Annotated in this window: 16 protein-coding genes; 12 read left to right on the top strand and 4 right to left on the bottom strand. The window is 73.2% G+C overall.

Features of this window, described 5'->3' with window-relative positions:
* Positions 1–88 precede the first annotated feature (88 nt).
* Both ACIPXB_RS24290 and ACIPXB_RS24285 read left to right on the top strand, forming a co-directional pair.
* Positions 89–1309: an amidohydrolase family protein gene (locus ACIPXB_RS24290; RefSeq protein WP_401453245.1), complete on the top strand. Its 1221-nt coding sequence runs from the start codon at positions 89–91 to the stop codon at positions 1307–1309.
* A 168-nt stretch (positions 1310–1477) separates the two neighbouring features.
* On the top strand, positions 1478–1810 hold the full coding sequence (locus tag ACIPXB_RS24285; RefSeq protein WP_401453401.1) for a DUF4440 domain-containing protein: 333 nt from the start codon (positions 1478–1480) through the stop codon (positions 1808–1810).
* A gap of 204 nt (positions 1811–2014) precedes the next feature.
* On the opposite strand, the gene solA is transcribed toward ACIPXB_RS24285, so the two are convergent.
* Positions 2015–3166 carry an N-methyl-L-tryptophan oxidase gene (solA, locus tag ACIPXB_RS24280; protein ID WP_401453243.1) on the bottom strand — a complete coding sequence of 384 codons (1152 nt, stop codon included), beginning with the start codon at positions 3164–3166 and terminating at the stop codon, positions 2015–2017.
* 240 nt (positions 3167–3406) lie between these two features.
* Here solA and ACIPXB_RS24275 point away from each other — a divergent pair, with 240 nt between their 5' ends.
* Positions 3407–4321 (top strand): trypsin-like serine peptidase, encoded by a 915-nt coding sequence (locus ACIPXB_RS24275; RefSeq protein WP_401453241.1) that lies wholly within the window; start codon positions 3407–3409, stop codon positions 4319–4321.
* Between the two features lie 58 nt (positions 4322–4379).
* Here the strand turns inward: ACIPXB_RS24275 and ACIPXB_RS24270 are convergent, their stop codons facing one another.
* From ACIPXB_RS24270 to ACIPXB_RS24260, 3 genes are all read right to left on the bottom strand, one after another.
* Entirely contained in the window at positions 4380–4865 is a 486-nt protein-coding gene (locus ACIPXB_RS24270) for an NUDIX hydrolase (RefSeq protein ID WP_401453239.1), read from the bottom strand.
* 78 nt (positions 4866–4943) lie between these two features.
* Positions 4944–5240 carry a hypothetical protein gene (locus ACIPXB_RS24265; RefSeq protein ID WP_401453237.1) on the bottom strand — a complete coding sequence of 99 codons (297 nt, stop codon included), beginning with the start codon at positions 5238–5240 and terminating at the stop codon, positions 4944–4946.
* A gap of 105 nt (positions 5241–5345) precedes the next feature.
* The gene (locus ACIPXB_RS24260) at positions 5346–5621 is read right to left on the bottom strand and encodes a hypothetical protein (RefSeq protein WP_401453235.1); all 276 of its coding nucleotides are present in this window, start codon (positions 5619–5621) and stop codon (positions 5346–5348) included.
* 341 nt (positions 5622–5962) lie between these two features.
* Between ACIPXB_RS24260 and ACIPXB_RS24255 the strand changes: the two genes are divergently transcribed.
* From ACIPXB_RS24255 to ACIPXB_RS24215, 9 genes are all read left to right on the top strand, one after another.
* Positions 5963–6775: a L,D-transpeptidase family protein gene (locus ACIPXB_RS24255; protein WP_401453233.1), complete on the top strand. Its 813-nt coding sequence runs from the start codon at positions 5963–5965 to the stop codon at positions 6773–6775.
* A gap of 154 nt (positions 6776–6929) precedes the next feature.
* The gene (locus ACIPXB_RS24250; RefSeq protein ID WP_401453231.1) at positions 6930–7529 is read left to right on the top strand and encodes a CAP domain-containing protein; all 600 of its coding nucleotides are present in this window, start codon (positions 6930–6932) and stop codon (positions 7527–7529) included.
* A gap of 127 nt (positions 7530–7656) precedes the next feature.
* Positions 7657–8607 carry an LLM class F420-dependent oxidoreductase gene (locus ACIPXB_RS24245; protein WP_401453229.1) on the top strand — a complete coding sequence of 317 codons (951 nt, stop codon included), beginning with the start codon at positions 7657–7659 and terminating at the stop codon, positions 8605–8607.
* Between the two features lie 28 nt (positions 8608–8635).
* On the top strand, positions 8636–9421 hold the full coding sequence (locus ACIPXB_RS24240) for an SDR family NAD(P)-dependent oxidoreductase (RefSeq protein WP_401453227.1): 786 nt from the start codon (positions 8636–8638) through the stop codon (positions 9419–9421).
* A gap of 98 nt (positions 9422–9519) precedes the next feature.
* Entirely contained in the window at positions 9520–10641 is a 1122-nt protein-coding gene (locus ACIPXB_RS24235) for an LLM class flavin-dependent oxidoreductase (protein WP_401453225.1), read from the top strand.
* Positions 10642–10879: 238 nt separating this feature from the next.
* Positions 10880–12619, top strand: a complete 1740-nt coding sequence (locus tag ACIPXB_RS24230; protein WP_401453223.1) for an amidohydrolase family protein — start codon at positions 10880–10882, stop codon at positions 12617–12619.
* Positions 12616–14085, top strand: a complete 1470-nt coding sequence (locus ACIPXB_RS24225) for an aldehyde dehydrogenase family protein (RefSeq protein WP_401453221.1) — start codon at positions 12616–12618, stop codon at positions 14083–14085. Before ACIPXB_RS24230 ends, ACIPXB_RS24225 begins: the two co-directional genes overlap by 4 nt.
* 327 nt (positions 14086–14412) lie before the next feature.
* Entirely contained in the window at positions 14413–15972 is a 1560-nt protein-coding gene (locus ACIPXB_RS24220) for an APC family permease (RefSeq protein ID WP_401453219.1), read from the top strand.
* Positions 15973–16121: 149 nt separating this feature from the next.
* Positions 16122–16391 (top strand): hypothetical protein, encoded by a 270-nt coding sequence (locus ACIPXB_RS24215; protein ID WP_401453217.1) that lies wholly within the window; start codon positions 16122–16124, stop codon positions 16389–16391.
* Positions 16392–16434: the final 43 nt, after the last annotated feature.

The following is a 16434-nucleotide window of genomic DNA, read 5'->3' as shown; positions in this document are numbered from 1 at the left end:
CGGAGACGTCAGCCCGCGGCCGTGCGTGGCTGGTTGATCACCTCCCAACTAGCTGACGGTTCGTCAGATCAACGCTACCGTGGAGGGCATGGAGACCTTCCCGAAGATCATCTCGGTGGACGACCACACGGTGGAGCCTCCCCACGTCTGGCGGGACCGGCTCCCGTCCAGGTACCGGGACTCCGGCCCCCGCATCGTCCGGGCCCCCCTGAAGGAAATGACCTTCATGGGAGGCAAGTTCGCGCCCGTCATGGGCGCCCCCGGCACCGACGGCCCGATCGGGGACTGGTGGGTCTACGAAGACCTGCACCGCCCCCTCACCCGCCTCGACACCGCCGTCGGATACGACCGCGACGAGATCCGCCTGGAAGTCATCACGTACGAGCAGATGCGCCCCGGCTCCTTCTCGGTTCCGGAGCGATTGGCCGACATGGACGTCAACCACGTCCAGTCCGCCCTGTGCTTCCCCACGTTCCCGCGCTTCTGCGGCCAGACCTTCACCGAGGCCAAGGACCGCGAACTCGGGCTGCTGGGTGTACGGGCGTACAACGACTGGATGGTGGAGGAGTGGTGCGGCCCCGAGGCCCACGGCCGCCTCATCCCGCTCACGCTCATCCCGCTGTGGGACGCGGAGCTGGCCGCCGCCGAGGTCCGGCGCAACGCCGCCCGGGGCGTGCGCGCGGTCGCCTTCTCCGAGATCCCGCCGCACCTCGGGCTGCCCTCGATCCACACGGACGCGTGGGACCCGTTCCTGAGGGCGTGCGACGAGACCGGCACGGTCATCGCCATGCACATCGGGTCCTCCTCGCGGATGCCCTCCACCTCGGCGGACGCCCCGCCAGCGGTCGGCTCCACGATCACCTTCGCCAACTGCTGCTTCTCGATGGTCGACTGGCTGATGAGCGGCAAGTTCGAGCGGTTCCCGAACCTGCGGATCATGTACGCCGAGGGCCAGATCGGCTGGATCCCGTACATCCTGGAGCGCGCGGACGTCGTCTGGGAGGAGAACCGCGCCTGGGGCGGGGTCGCCGACAAGGTCACCCGGCCGCCGTCGGAGCTGTTCGCCGGGCACGTCTACGGCTGCTTCTTCGACGACGCCTTCGGGCTGAAGAACCTGGACGCGATCGGCGTCGGCAACGTCCTGTACGAGACGGACTACCCGCACTCGGACTCGACCTGGCCCAAGTCCCGGGAGGTGGGCGAGGCGCAGATGGGCCACCTGGCGCCGGACGTGGTGGACCGCATCGTCCGCCGCAACGCGATCGACCTGCTGGGCCTGACCCCCGACGGCCTGTGGGCGGGCGCCTGACGGCCACCGCCCCTCCGGCGCCGGGCGGTCCGGCCCGAGGGCGACAATGCCGGCATGGAGCGAGATGCGGGCGGGGCGGTCGAGGCGGGCGAGGCGGTCGAGGTGCACGAGATACACGAGGCCGACGAGGCGGCCGTCGCCGCGGCGGTCGAGGGCGAGCTGCGGCTGATGGACCCGGCGGTGCGGGTCTCCCGTGAGCTGGCGCGGGAGTTGCTCGATCCCGCGTTCGTGGAGGTCGGCACCTCCGGGCGGCGCTGGACGTACGAGGAGATGCTGTCCGCGCTGCCCGCGCTGGCGGGCGGGGCCGCCGACGGGCCCCGGTACGAGCCGTCGGGGATGACCGGCGTCCGGCTGGCCGCCGACCTCGTGCACCTCACCTACGAGACGGTCATCAGCGGGGTGCGCGCCCGGCGCAGCTCGCTGTGGCGGCGCGGGCCGGACGGGGCCCGGTGGCGGATGTACTACCACCAGGCGACCCCGGTCCCGCGGGACCTCCCGTAGCCGCCGGGCCCTACCGGCGGGCGGGGGCGAGGCCGTACTCCGGGAGTTCGATGTTCTCGGCCTTGGCGAACTGCGCGGCCAGGACGTTCTTCATCGGCCAGCGGCTCATGCAGCGCCTCCTCGACGGGCTCGCCGTCCACCTGGGAGAAGCCCCCGCCCCACCGCCGACCACCATGGGGGGTAGCACACCGGGCCTGGCAGCCCTCAGCCCGCGGTGAAGCGCGTCGCCGCGAACGCCGAGAGGTCGAGGTCCGTACGGCCGTCCAGCGCGAGCTGGGCCAGGCACGCGCCGATCGCCGGGGCGAACTTGAACCCGTGCCCCGAGCAGGCGGCCGCGTAGACGACGCGGGGCATGGTGCGCAGCCGGTCGACGATGAAGCTGCCGTCCGGGGTCATCGTGTAGAGGCAGGTCCGCGCCCGGACCGGCTCCGGAGACAGGCCCGTCAGGAAGCGCGCGGCCGCCCCGGCCAGCTCCGCCGCGTCCGCGTCGGAGACCGCGCCCGCCGCCGGGGCGGCCGGATCCGCCGTGGCCCGCTGCCGGTTGTGGAAGCCGACCTTCACCTCCCGGCCCCCGCGCCCCCACTCGGGACAGCCGTAGACGATGTCGCCGCCCGCCGACTCGTGAACGAACGAGGGCCACCCCTCGTTCCCCTCCGGCGCCAGCGTCCGGAACCAGTACACCGCGACCCGCTGCGGCCGCAGCACCCCCGGCAGTTCGTCCCCCACGAAGTCGTTCAGCCACGGCCCCGCCGTCACCACGACCGCGCCGCACGCCACCGTCTCCCCGGACGCCAGGCGTACGACGGCGCCCGCGCCCCCGCCGACGACGTCCAGCGCCCGTTCGCCGTACCGCAGCACCGCACCGTCGCGCACGGCCGCGTCGGCGAGCGCGAACCGGGCCCGGTCGGCGAGCAGGGTGTACGCGCCCGGCTCGTACAGGACCACCGTGTCCTTGGCCGGCGCCAGCCACGGGTAGCGCTCGCCCGCCCGCTCCGCGTCCCACACCTCGTGCGGGATCCCGCCCGCCGCCGCCGTCCGCCGGCACCCCTCGACCAGCCCGTCCCGCTCGCTGCCGATGAACAGGGCGCCGGTGCGCCGCGCGAGCACATCGCCGTGGCCGTCCTCCAGCTCGCTCCACAGCGCGTCCGCCCGCTCCAGGAGCGGCAGATAGGCCGCACCCTCCCAGTAGGCGCGCCGGAAGATCCGGCTCTCGCCGTGCGAGGACCCGTAGCGGTGCGTCGGCCCGTGCGCGTCGACGGCCAGGACGCGTACGCCGCGGGCCGCCAGCGCGCGGGCGGCGGCGCAGCCGTGCACGCCCAGGCCGATGACGACGACGTCGTAGCGGTTCAACACCACTCACTTCCTCCCTGTCAGCCCGTCAGCCCGTCAGCCGTCGGTTCGTACAGTCCGTCAGTCGGCGCGGGGCACTGTGACCGCCCCTCCCTCCAGGGTGGGCGCCCGCCGGTGGCCCGGCCATCACGCGCGCCGGTGTCGTCCGGAATCCGCCGCTGCCGCCCGTGCGCCGGGCCGCGGCCTTGCGGCCGCCCCCGCGCGCAAGGCATGCTTCGCCGCAGCAAAGCGAGAGGGGTGGGGCCTGTGGTGGACCGGCAGCAGGTGGTGACGGGAGTGCTGTGCGCCGTGGCGGCCGTCGCCGCGTCCGCCGTCGTGGCCACACTCGCACCGCCGCCCGAGGCGCAGGCCGGTGGCCGGCCCGCGGCCGCGCACGCCTCCGCCACGCCGAAGTCCTCGGCCCCGACGGCCGGTTCGTCTTCGCGGCCGCAACTCAACGGCGGGGCCGCGCAGCAGAGCCCGGGCCAGCTCCCGAGCCGGCCCGGCCCGAGCCCGAGCCAGTCGCCCGGCCGCCCGGCCGGCTCTCCGGCCCCCGGCGCCGGACCGGCCGCCGCACCCGTCGCGGGTGTGCTGTTCCAGGGTGCCGACCCCGGCAGCCACTTCTGCACGGCCACCGTGGTGCACAGCGCCGGGCGGAACCTGATCGTCACCGCCGGGCACTGCCTGGCCGACAGCCTGTCCGGGGCGGACGGTGCGTACTTCGCACCCGCATACGCCCATGGCGTCGCGCCGTACGGTTCGTGGCGGCTCGAGCAGGTCTTCGAGGACAACCGCTGGGCCGACGACGGCGACGACGACTACGACCTGGCCTTCGCCCGCCTCGCGCCCAACGCGGCCGGAGTGAACGTCGAGTCCGCGGTCGGCGGCGCCCCGCTCGACACCACCGGCCGGTCCGACGAGGACGTCACCATCACCGGCTTCCCCTCGGGCCGCGAGGAGCCCCGCGTGTGCACCTCGCGCGCCGTGCGCGAGAGCCCCACCCTGCAGCGCTTCGACTGCGCGGACTTCCCCGGCGGGACCAGCGGCAGCGCCTGGATCGGCAAGGACGGCAAGATCATCGGAGTCCTGACGGGCGGCGACACCGACGACGTCTCCACCAGCACCGTGCTGGACACGTACGCCGCCGAGCTCTACCGCAAGGCCTCGGGCCTGGTCCGCTGATACGCGGTCCGGCGGCCCGCCGCCCCCCGGACCCTCGGCCCTCGATCCCCGCGGGCCCTCAGGTCACCAGACCCAGGTCCACCGGCGCGGCCTGCGGACCGCCCGCCAGCAGGTCGTGGAGCCGCGGCGGCCACACCGGCTCGCCCAGCCGCCCCAGGTCCACGGGGGACAGCCAGCGCCAGTGCGCGTCCGCGGACTCCGGGACCGGATCGCGCTCGGGGCCGCGGGTGACGTAGATGTGCTCGTGCTGGCGGACCGGCACGCCCTGGTGCGTGAAGTCGTGCTCCCACGTGCACAGCAGGCGCTGCGGCGCGAGATCCGTCCAGCCGGTCTCCTCGCGCAGCTCGCGCCGCACGCACTCCTCGGGCGTCTCGCCGGGGTCGATCCCGCCGCCGGGCGGCAGCCAGTGGACGCCCACCTCCACGTTGTTCTCGCGGAAGAGGAACACCGATCCGGCGGGGGACACGATCACGACGCGCGCCGCCCGTCGCGGGGTACGGGCGGCACCGGTCCGGCTGCTTCGTCTGAGTCCACGGATGCGCATCCGGCCAGGTTACGGCGTCCAACTCGGCCCGTGCTCGGGAGTTTTGCAGCAGGGCGAGCGGCCGGCGGCGACCGGTGATCAGAGCGCCAGGGCCCGCAGCGCCTCGGCGGATCGGATCGGGCCCTGCTCCCGCAGATGGACGTCCAGGGGCCGGCCGTCCAGCAGCTCCATGACCAGGTACGGCCGTCGGCCGTCCACCCCGCCGTCGAGCACCCGGGCGTTGTGGGCACCGGGGACCATGCCCAGCTCCTCCGCCTCACGCTCGAAGCGGCGCAGGAGTTCGGCGTTGCCGAGCAGTTCGAGGTTGATGGTCTTCAGCGCCACGGTGACGATGAAGATCAGGCCGACCAGGACCGCCAGAAGGACCGGCTCCATGCGGCCCACCCTGGGGCGTTTGCGGCAACTCCCGCCAGGCGTACGCCAGTGCCCCGGCGGTGCGGCGGGAGGAAGCCGGCGCACCGCCGGACGCGCCACGCGCCCTCAGTGGGCCGCGCGGCAGGCCCCGCCCGAGATGTCGGCGGAGAGGCCGACCGCCTCCAGGCTCGAGACGCAGCTGGTCTGGTTGCCGATCGAACCCTGGTAGCAGGCCTGCGTGACGCCCTCCGTGACCTGCTTTCCGTGCTTGACGATGTACTGCTGGCAGTCCTGGATGCTGGTGGGGGCGGCGGCGGTGGCGGCCGGGGCGGCGATGAGGGTGCTGCCGGCGGCGAGGACCAGGCCGGCCAGGATGCTGGGGATACGGGCCGACGGACGCATGCGGATGCACCTGCTCTCTCGGTCGGTCACGCGATCCGCGGGTGCGCCGGACCGCGGGCGCAGGGCGGCGCACTCTCGCGGGCGACCTGCTCGCGCGGTGCCCACCCCCGCCCTTTCGACGCTAGAGCACCCCACCGCCGCCCGCACCTCCGCCCGCCCCGGCCCCACCACCCCGAACCCGCGCCCACCCCGGCCCCACCACCCCGCACCCGCGCCGACTCCGAGCCCGCGCGCACCCCGACACCGGACGGGCCGTCACCCTCCGCTGCCCGCGTGACACCGCACCCAGGGAGGTTCATACCTGAACGACCCGAAACATCCACTGATGTACGGTCGGTCCAATGAGCAAGCACGCCCGGAGCACGCCCGCCCGCTTCCGCTTCCGCACGCCCCGGTGCCTGGCCCTCACGGCGGGCATCGGCCTGCTGACGTTCACTGCCGGCTGGATCTACGCCGCCCAGGAACCGGCGGGGACCCCCTCCGTACAGGCCGCGCGCGACGACCGGCCGCCCGCGCAGCCCGCCGCGCCCCACGCCGGGCGCGGCGAGCACCGCGACCCGGCCCGGGGCCTGGCGGGCGTCAGCGAGCACACCCGGGCCAGGATCCCGGCCGACTCCCGCCAGCTCGTCCTCGTCGCGGGCACGGACCGGACGTCCTCGGAGAGCGTCGCGACCCTCTACACGCGCCCCGGCCCGGACGCCGACTGGCGTCCGGTCGGCAGCTGGCCCGCCCGCAACGGCGCCCGGGGCTGGACCGACGCGGCCCGCCGCTCGTACGGCGACCTGACCTCCCCCGAGGGGGTCTTCTCGCTGACCGACGCGGGCGGCCTGCTGCCCGAACCGCCGGGCACCAGGCTTCCGTACGACCGTGACGACCTGTTCGTCCCCTCGGGCCGCGGGGTGAACGGCGAGTCCCTGCGGGGCTCCTTCGACTACGTCGTGGCCATCGACTTCAACCGCAGGCCCGGCACCTCCCCGCTCGACCCCGCCAAGCCCGAGGGCGCGGAGCGGGGCGGCAACATCTGGCTGCACGTGGACCACGACGGTCCCTCCCAGGGCTGCGTGGGCATCCCGAGGGAAGCCATGAAAACGGTCCTGCAGACCCTGGACCCGGCGGCGAAGCCGGTCATCGTGATGGGCCCGAAGGGCTTCTGACGGCGCCGGCGCCCCGCCCCCGCCCACCGCCTCCGCCCCGCTGGCGGGTGCCCGTACCCGGTGGCAGCCTGGGAGGGATGCCCTCGCCGGACGTACGGCGGCCCGTTCCCGTACGGCGTCCGGCGTCCGTCCGTCTGCGGGAGGTGGAACCTCCGTGAGAAGACAACCCCGGCACGCCTCGCGCACCCCGCGCACCCCGCATGCTCCGCACCGCACGGCCCTCGTGGGCCTCGCCATGGCCGGCGTCCTGTCGGCCGGCCTCATTCCCGTCACCGCCTCCACGGCCGCGGCCGACCCGCAGGCGCGGGACGCCGTGATCCGCCTCATCAACGCCGAGCGCACCCAGCGCGGGCTGCCCGCCCTCACCGTCAACGCGTCCCTGACGGCCGCCGCGCAGCGGCACGCCATGGACGCCGTACGGCTGAAGTGGTGGGGGCCGGGCAAGGACTCGCACACCAACCCGCAGACCGGCTCGACACCGCAGAGCCGGATCATGGCCGCGGGCTACTGCCCCAACCCCCGTTCCTGGAGCGTCGCCGAGATCACCTACACCGGCTGGGGCGGCTCGGGGACCCCGAAGGCGGCCGTCAACTGGTGGACGAACGTCAGCACCTACGGCCACCGGCAGCGGGTCCTCGACCCCGCCATGCGCGAGATCGGCGCCGCGGCCGTGGCCGGTGCCGCCGACCGGGCGGGCGCCGGTGCGAGCGGCGCCGGTACGTACGTCGTGACCTTCGGACGCTGCGTGCGCTGATCCGAGGTCGCCCCGCCCCCTGAACCGAGGTCGCCCCGCTCCGCCTCTTGCCTGACGGACCGTCAGCCAAGACGATGTCCCCGCATCGATATGACGGTTCGTCAGACGAAGGCGGGGCGGTGTCGCTATGGCGCGCGTGTTCGAGGAGGGCCGACTGGCCTACGGGATGCAGCTCCCGGTCCAGTCGCAGAGCACCATCTACGCCGAACCCTGGGAGGCCGCGGCCGGCGTCGCGGACCTCGTGGCGGTGGCCCGGGCCGCCGACCGGGCCGGTTTCGGGTACCTGGCGACCTGCGACCACGTCGCCATCCCGCGCCGCCTCGCCGGACCCATGGGCACCGTCTGGTACGACCCGGTGGCCACCCTCGCCCACCTGGCGGCCGTCACCGAGCACGTCCGGCTGCTGAGCCACGTCGCCATCGTGGCACTGCGCCACCCGCTGCTGAGCGCCAAGCAGTACGCGACCCTCGACCACCTCAGCGGCGGCCGCCTGATCCTCGGGGTCGGGGCCGGCCACGTCACCGAGGAGTTCGAGGCCCTCGGTGTGGACTTCGCGCGCCGCGGAGCCCTGCTCGACGAGACCCTCGACGCCCTGCGCGCGGCCCTCGGGCCCGAGGAGTACCCGGAGTTCGAGGGCGAGCACGTCCGCTTCCGGGACCTCGGCCAGCTGCCGCGCCCCGCCCAGGAGCGGATCCCGGTCTGGGTCGGCGGCTCCTCGCCCGCCGCCGTGCGCCGCGCCGCGCTGCGCGGGGACGGCTGGCTCCCGCAGGGCGACCCGCGCGAGAAGCTGCCCGCCCAGATCGCCCGGCTGCGCGAGCTGCGCGAGGCCGCCGGGGTCACCGGCCCGCTGGAGATCGGTGCCATCACCGAGGCCCTGTACGTCGGCGAGCCCGCCTGGGACACCGGCCGGCGGACCCTCACCGGCAAGCCCGAGGCGCTCGCCGAGTCGCTGCGCGCCTACAGGGAGATCGGCGTCGACCAGATCCAGGTCCGCTTCCGCAGCCGCGACCGGGCCGAACTCGTGGACCAGATCACCGCATTCGGGGCCGAAGTGGCCCCCCACCTCGACGAGGCGTGACATGACGGCACGCGAAGGAGTACAGGGCATGGGGAAGCTGGACGGGCGGGTCGTCATCATCACCGGGGCGGCACGCGGCCAGGGCGAGCAGGAGGCCCGGCTCTTCGCCGCCGAGGGCGCGAAGGTGCTGCTGGGCGACGTACTGGACGAACAGGGCGAGGCGGTCGCCAAGGAGCTGGGCGGCGACCGCGCCCGCTACGTGCACATGGACGTCGGCCGGGAGGAGGACTGGGCCGCGGCCGTCGCCGCCGCCAAGGAGTCCTTCGGCCCCGTCGACGGGCTGGTCAACAACGCCGGCATCCTGCGCTTCAACGAGCTCACCGCGACCCCGCTGGCGGAGTTCCAGCAGCTCGTGCAGGTCAACCAGATCGGCGCCTTCCTGGGCATCAAGCACGTCGCCCCGGAGATCGAGGCGGCCGGCGGCGGCACGATCGTCAACACCTCCTCGTACACGGGGCTGACGGGGATGGCCTTCGTCGGCGCGTACGCGGCCACCAAGGCCGCCATCGTCGGGCTGACCCGGGTCGCGGCCCTGGAGCTGGCGGCCAAACGGATCCGGGTCAACGCGATGTGCCCGGGCGCCGTGGACACGCCCATGGCCAACCCGGCGCTGCTGGATCCGGCCGGTCCCTCGCCGGAGGCCACCGAGGCGATGGACGAGCTCTACCGGCGGGTGGTGCCGCTGGGCCGGGCCGGGCTGCCGGCCGAGGTCGCGCGCCTGGCCCTGTTCCTGACCAGCGAGGACTCCTCGTACATCACCGGCCAGCCGTTCGTGATCGACGGCGGCTGGATGGCGGGCGTCAGCATTCTCTGACGCATCGTCAGGTATTGACGTCGCACGGCACCGGTGGAACAGTCGGACGCATCGATCGATCTGACGATGTGTCAGAAATCAGAGGACGGTGAACCCCCTTGGAATTCGGGCTCTTCGTGCAGGGATACGTGCCCAAGGCGCGTTCCGAGGTCGACCCCGAGGCAGAGCACAAGGCGCTGATCGAGGAGACCGAATACGTCATCCAGGCCGACCGGTCGGGCTTCAAGTACGCCTGGGCCTCGGAGCACCACTTCCTGGAGGAGTACTCGCACCTGTCGGCGAACGAGGTCTTCCTCGGGTACCTCGCCCACGCCACCGAGCGCATCCACCTCGGCTCGGGCATCTTCAACCCGCTCGCTCCCGTGAACCACCCGGTCAAGGTGGCCGAGAAGGTCACGATGCTGGACCACCTCTCCAAGGGGCGCTTCGAGTTCGGCACCGGGCGCGGTGCCGGCAGCCACGAGATCCTCGGGTTCATGCCCGGCATCGAGGACATGAACCACACCAAGGAGATCTGGGAGGAGACCATCGCGGAATTCCCCAAGATGTTCCTCCAGGAGGAGTACGAGGGGTTCCAGGGCAAGCACTGGTCGCTGCCGCCGCGCAAGGTCTTCCCCAAGCCGTACGGCAAGGCCCACCCGGCGATGTGGTACGCCGCCGGCTCGCCCTCCTCGTACGCCATGGCGGCGAAGAAGGGCCTGGGCGTCCTCGGCTTCAGTGTCCAGAAGGTCTCGGACATGGAGTGGGTCCTGGAGCAGTACAAGACGGCCATCCAGGAGGCGAAGGCCATCGGCGCCTTCGTCAACGACAACGTGATGGTCACCTCCACCGCCATCTGCGCCGAGACCCACGACAAGGCCGTGGAGATCGCCGTCAACGGCGGCCTCAACCGCCTGCAGTCGCTGGTCTTCCGCTACCACGACACCTTCCCGCGGCCCGAGGGCATCCCCGAGTGGCCCGAACTCCTCCCCGAGTACAGCGCCGAGATCATCGAGCTGCTGATCGCGGAGGAGCTGATGATCTGCGGCGACCCCTCGGAGGTCCTGGCCCAGTGCAAGCGCTGGGAACAGGCCGGCGCCGACCAGCTGTCGTTCGGGCTGCCGATCGGGGTGCCGTACGAGGACACGATGAACACGATCAAGCTGATCGGCGAGCACGTGATCCCGAAGATCGACACCGATCCGGTGCACCGCACGACGCGGTTCCGCGAGGCGTCGTAGCCGGTGGGCGGACCTGGGCGGCGTCTTCCCGGACCGCCGCCCCGGCCGGGGCCCCGGCCCCGCGAGCGGCCGGCCGGAGCGGTGGGGCGGCGGCCCACCCCGCCCTCCGGCCGCCGCCCCTCCACCCCGTGCGGGGCCCGGGACCACCCGCGGCCCCCGCGGACGCCCTCCCCGGCCCCCGGCCCCCGGCCCTCGGCCGGGCCGGGCCGGCACGTACGTCAACGGAAGAAGGGACGCCATGCTCGACCACCTGATCAAGGGCGCCACCGTCGTGGACGGGACCGGTGCCCCCGCGTACGTCGCCGACGTGGGGCTGCGCGACGGCCGCATCGCCGTCATCGCCGCCCCCGGCACCGTCACCGAGGCGGCCCGCACCGCCGAGGACGCCACCGGCCTCGTCCTGACCCCCGGCTTCGTCGACCCGCACACGCACTACGACGCCCAGCTGTTCTGGGACCCGTACGCGACCCCCTCCATGAACCACGGCGTCACCACGGTCGCCGGCGGCAACTGCGGCTTCACCCTCGCACCCCTGAACCCCGCCCGCCCCGAGGACGCCGACTACACGCGCCGCATGATGAGCAAGGTCGAGGGCATGGCCCTGAAGGCCCTCGAGGAAGGCGTCGACTGGTCCTGGTCCACCTTCGGCGAGTACCTCGACGCCCTCGAGGGCCGCATCGCCGTCAACGCCGGCTTCATGGTCGGCCACTGCGCGCTGCGCCGCCACGTCATGGGCGAGGCGGCCGTCGGCGGGCAGCCCACCCCCGAGCAGCTCCAGCAGATGCTCGACCTCTTCCACGAGGCCATGGACGCCGGCGCCTGGGGCCTGTCCACCACCCAGTCCGCCACCCACTCCGACGGCGACGGCGCCCCCGTCGCCTCCCGCCACGCCACCCCCGCCGAGCTGATCGCGCTGTCGAAGGCCGTCGCCGACCACGAGGGCACCCAGCTCGAGGCGATCGTGGCCGGCTGCCTGGACCAGTTCTCCGACGACGAGATCGACCTCTTCGTCGAGATGAGCGCCGCCGCCGGGCGGCCGCTGAACTGGAACGTCCTCACCATCGACGCCGCCGTCCCCGAACGGGTGCCGCGCCAGCTGATCCCCAGCGAGCGCGCCCGCAAGGCAGGCGGCCGGATCGTGGCCCTGACCATGCCGATCCTCACCCCCATGAACATGTCGCTGGGCACCTTCTGCGCGCTCAACCTGATCCCCGGCTGGGGCGAGGTCCTGGGCCTGCCCGTCCCCGAACGCATCGAGCGGCTGCGCGACGCCGGCGTCCGCGCCGAGATGCTGCGCCGCGCCGACAGCAAGGAGGCCGGCGTCTTCCGGCGGCTGGCCAACTTCGGGCGCTACGTCATCGGCGACACGTACAGCGCGGCGAACGCGGGCCTGTCCGGCCGGGTGGTGGGCGACATCGCCGCCGAGCGCGGCCAGGACCCCTTCCACTGCCTGGTCGAGATCTGCGCCAACGACGACCTGCGCACCGTCCTGTGGCCCATGCCCACCGACAACGACCCGGCGAGCTGGGCGCTGCGCGCCGAGACCTGGCAGCACGAGGACGTCCTGCTCGGCGGCTCCGACGCCGGCGCGCACCTGGACCGGATGTGCGGGGCGCCGTACACCACGCGCTTCCTCGGCGACTGCCTGCGCGGGCGCAAGCTGGTCCCGCTGGAGCAGGCGGTACGGATGCTCACCGACGACCCGGCCCAGCTGTTCGGCCTGCGCGAGCGCGGCCGGATCGCCGAGGGCTTCCACGCCGACCTCGTCCTCTTCGACCCCGAGCGCATCGAGGCGGGCCCGGCGACCCTGGTCCACGACCTGCCCGGCGACAGCCCGCGGCTGGACTCGCGGGCGATCGGGATCGTCTCCGTGCGGGTCAACGGCGTCGAGACCATCCGCGACGACGAGGTGACCGGCGCCGTACCGGGGACCGTGCTGCGCTCGGGCCGCGACACCAGGACGGTGAGCACCCGGTGAGCGACGAGGCGGCGAAGCTGTACATCGGCGGCGAGTGGGTCGAGCCGGCCGGCGGCCACTACGAGGTGGTCGACCCGGCGGACGAGTCGGTGGTGGGCCTGGCCCCGGAGGCCTCGCGCGCGCAGGTCGAGGACGCCGCGCGGGCGGCCCGCGAGGCGTTCGCCACCTGGTCGCGGACCGCCCCGGAGGAACGCGCGGCGATCCTGGACCGGGCCGCGGACATCATGCAGCGCGAGTTCGAGCCGTGGACGGCGCTGGCGCAGGCGGAGACGGGCGCCCCGGTGCCGATCGCGCGCGGCATGCAGGTCGGCGTGGGCGTGGCCCGCTTCCGCCGGTACGCGCGCGGGGCCCTCGAACCCGTCGAGCGCGGCCTGCCCCCGCAGGTCACCGAGGCCGGACCGATGGGCGCGGCGAGCGTGCTGGGCGCCCTGGAGGTACGCCAGCCGGTGGGCGTGGTCACCTGCATCACCTCGTACAACAACCCGTGGGCCAACCCGGCGGGCAAGGTCGCCCCGGCGCTGGCGATGGGCAACACGGTGGTGGTCAAACCGGCCCCGCAGGATCCGCTGTCGGTGTTCAAGATGGCGGCGGCGCTCGCGGAGGCGGGCGCCCCGGCGGGCGTGGTGAACGTCGTGAGCGGCCGGTCGGTGGAGGTCGGGGAGGCGGCCGTCGACTCGCCGGACGTCGACATGGTCTCCTTCACCGGCTCCACGGCGGTCGGCCAGCGGATCGCCGAGGTCTGCGGCCGCTCGATGAAGCGCCAGCTGATGGAGCTGGGCGGCAAGGGCGCGGCGATCGTCTTCGACGACGCGGACCTCGACGCGGCGATGACGGGCATCGGCACCACCTTCTCCTTCTACAGCGGCCAGATCTGCACGGCGCCCACCCGGGTGCTGGTGCACCGGCCGGTGCACGACGCCCTGCTGGCGAAACTGACCGGCTACCTCTCGTACCTGAAGGTCGGCGACCCGGCGGAGCGGGGCACGGTGGTCGGCCCGGTGATCTCCGCGGCCCACCGGGACCGGGTGGAGTCGTACGTCGAGCTGGGCCGCAAGGAGGGCGCCCGGATCGTCGCGGGCGGCGAGCGGCCGGCGGTCCGCGCGGACGGCAAGGGCTTCTACGTGGCCCCGACGCTGCTCGCGGACTGCACCAACGACATGCGGGTCGTGCGCGAGGAGATCTTCGGCCCGGTCGTCGTGGTGGTCCCCTTCGACACGGAGGAGGAGGCGGTGGCGCTGGCCAACGACAGCGACTACGGCCTGCTCAGCTACGTCTGGTCGGGCGACGTCGCCCGCGCCTTCCGGGTGGCCCGGGGGCTGCGGGCGGGCGGGGTCGGGGTCAACACGATCGGCCGCAACATGGAGGCGCCGTTCGGCGGCTTCAAGAAGTCGGGCGTCGGCCGCGACGTCGGCTCGTACGCCCTGCACGCGTACAGCGAGATCCAGTCGATCGTCTGGACGACGTGACGGCTGGACGTGGGCGGTCCGGTATCCGCGGAGCGCGGCCCCGGCGGTGGTGCGCCGGGGCCGGAGTGACCGGCGGCGCCCGCTTTGGGGTGGCGTGAAAAAATCGCATGGGAAAGTTTTGAATGGGACAAAACGGGCATGGCTGCGGTTTCCGCATCCCGGAACCCTCGCCGCGCCTCCACTGAAACCCCGACTGAATCCCCCGTGAACCTTTCATTGCGAGAGTGTCAAGTCTCCCGGCCTCAATGTTCCAAGGGATTTGGGTCCAGATGGATCCGGACTGAAGCCCTCCGGATATGGAAACCGCAGCATCTAACGTCCTGACCCATGACACAGCTGGACGTTCGGCCCCCGGCCGGAGACACGGTAGGCGGCGTGGCCGGAGGCGACGTCCGAGGCAAGGGACTCGGCAAGGGGTCCGTCGGCCTCGTCGGCAGTGCCGTCATCGGCATCTCCACCGTCGCCCCGGTCTACTGCCTCACCTCGACCCTCGGCTCCACCGCCGGCGAGGTCGGCGTACAGATGCCGGCGGTCTTCCTGGCCGGCTTCCTCCCGATGCTCCTGGTCGCCTTCGCGTACCGCGAGCTCAACAAGGTCATGCCGGACTGCGGCACCTCCTTCACCTGGACCGTGAAGGCCTTCGGGCCCCGCATCGGCTGGATGTGCGGCTGGGGCCTGGTGATCGCCACGATCATCGTGCTCTCCAACCTCGCCGGTGTCGCGACCTCCTACTTCTGGCTGCTGGCCGGAGAGATCAGCGGAAGTCCCTCCGTCGCGGCCCTCGACGACAACAAGCTCGTCCACATCCTCACGTGCCTCACCCTGATCGCCGTCGCCACCGCGATCAGCTACCGCGGCATGACGGCCACCAAGGGCGTCCAGTACGCGCTCGTCGGCCTCCAGCTCGCCGTCCTCGCCATCTTCGTGGCCATGGCCTTCCAGAAGGCGTCCGCCGGCACCTTCGACACCGGCCTGGACTTCTCCTGGTCCTGGATGAACCCCTTCGCGGTCGAGTCCTTCGCGGCCTTCACCGCCGGCCTCTCCCTGTCGATCTTCATGTACTGGGGCTGGGACGCCTGCCTGGCCACGAACGAGGAGACCACCGGCTCCACCAGGACCCCCGGCCGTGCCGCGCTCGTCGCGATGGTCGTCCTGGTCGGCTCCTACCTCGCCACCGGCATCGCCGCGCAGATGGCCGTCGGCTCCGGCGGCGAAGGCCTGGGCCTGGCCAACGAGGAGACCTCCGACAACGTCTTCGCCGCCCTCGCCGGCCCGGTCATGGGCCCGGTCCTCGGCATCCTGCTCTTCGTCGCCGTCCTCGCCTCCGCGGCGGCCTCCCTGCAGACCACCTTCATCCCGGTGGCCCGTACGGTCCTGGCGATGTCGACGTACGAGGCGCTGCCGCCCTCGTACGCCAAGGTCCACCCGCGCTTCAAGACCCCGGGCCGCGCGACGGTCATGGCGGGTGCCGCCACCGGCGCGTTCTACACGATCATGACCCTGCTCAGCGAGAACGTCCTCACGGACACGATCTTCGCCCTCGGTCTGATGATCTGCTTCTACTACTCGCTGACGGCCTTCGCCTGCGCCTGGTACTTCCGCAAGGAGCTCCGCTCCTCCGGCCGCGACCTGCTCTTCAAGGGCGTCTTCCCGCTCCTGGGCGGCCTGCTGCTGGCCACCGTCTTCGTCAAGACCCTGATCGACATGGTGGACCCGTCCTACGGTTCCGGAGCCACCGTCTTCGGCGTCGGCACGGTGTTCGTCATCGGCGTCGGCCTGCTGGTCCTGGGCCTGGTCATCATGGTGATCACCGAACGCCGCAGCCCGGCCTTCTTCCGCGGCGAGATCCTCACCAAGTCCACCCCGTCCCTGGTGGTCAAGGACTGACCCACCCCCCCGAACAACCCCGCTGTGTCACCCCGCGGCCCCGGATCACCCTCCTCCCGATCCGGGGCCGCGGCGTACCCCGTCCGGGGCGGGGGAGGGGGCTGGGGTGACCGGTCGGGGGCGGGGTCGTTGGGGAGGGCATGAATGCCATGAAGCGCACCCTCGCGGCCCTCGTGCTCTCCGGCGGCGCGGCCGCCGTCCTGACCCCCGTCGCCGCCCACGCCGACGGCATGCCGGAGGCGCCGCCGCTGACCAAGCGGCTCGGCACGATCGCCGAGAACCCCCAGCAGACCGTCGAGGAGACCCGTACCGCTCTCGGCGTGGCCGCCGCCACCACCGGCGGGGCCACGCAGTCCACCCTCGCCGGTACGACCGGCGCCCTCGGCGGCGGCCTGCCGCACGCCCCCAGCGTGGGCTGACCGCCCCCGCGCCCCCGCCCCCGTCCGGCCGGGCCGCCGCGCG

Origin of the sequence: Streptomyces sp. NPDC090022, from assembly GCF_044748145.1 — a bacterium.
GTDB lineage: Bacteria > Actinomycetota > Actinomycetes > Streptomycetales > Streptomycetaceae > Streptomyces.
This window is presented reverse-complemented; position numbering and strand designations above follow the sequence as displayed.

What these genes read in the sequence shown, in the direction of transcription:
- ACIPXB_RS24290 (WP_401453245.1), top strand. Translation starts at nt 89, where the DNA reads ATGGAGACCTTCCCGAAGATCATCTCGGTGGACGACCACACGGTGGAG.
- ACIPXB_RS24285 (WP_401453401.1), top strand. Translation starts at nt 1,478, where the DNA reads ATGGACCCGGCGGTGCGGGTCTCCCGTGAGCTGGCGCGGGAGTTGCTC.
- ACIPXB_RS24270 (WP_401453239.1), bottom strand. Translation starts at nt 4,865, where the DNA reads ATGCGCATCCGTGGACTCAGACGAAGCAGCCGGACCGGTGCCGCCCGT.
- ACIPXB_RS24265 (WP_401453237.1), bottom strand. Translation starts at nt 5,240, where the DNA reads ATGGAGCCGGTCCTTCTGGCGGTCCTGGTCGGCCTGATCTTCATCGTC.
- ACIPXB_RS24260 (WP_401453235.1), bottom strand. Translation starts at nt 5,621, where the DNA reads ATGCGTCCGTCGGCCCGTATCCCCAGCATCCTGGCCGGCCTGGTCCTC.
- ACIPXB_RS24255 (WP_401453233.1), top strand. Translation starts at nt 5,963, where the DNA reads ATGAGCAAGCACGCCCGGAGCACGCCCGCCCGCTTCCGCTTCCGCACG.
- ACIPXB_RS24245 (WP_401453229.1), top strand. Translation starts at nt 7,657, where the DNA reads ATGGCGCGCGTGTTCGAGGAGGGCCGACTGGCCTACGGGATGCAGCTC.
- ACIPXB_RS24240 (WP_401453227.1), top strand. Translation starts at nt 8,636, where the DNA reads ATGGGGAAGCTGGACGGGCGGGTCGTCATCATCACCGGGGCGGCACGC.
- ACIPXB_RS24230 (WP_401453223.1), top strand. Translation starts at nt 10,880, where the DNA reads ATGCTCGACCACCTGATCAAGGGCGCCACCGTCGTGGACGGGACCGGT.
- ACIPXB_RS24220 (WP_401453219.1), top strand. Translation starts at nt 14,413, where the DNA reads ATGACACAGCTGGACGTTCGGCCCCCGGCCGGAGACACGGTAGGCGGC.
- ACIPXB_RS24215 (WP_401453217.1), top strand. Translation starts at nt 16,122, where the DNA reads ATGAAGCGCACCCTCGCGGCCCTCGTGCTCTCCGGCGGCGCGGCCGCC.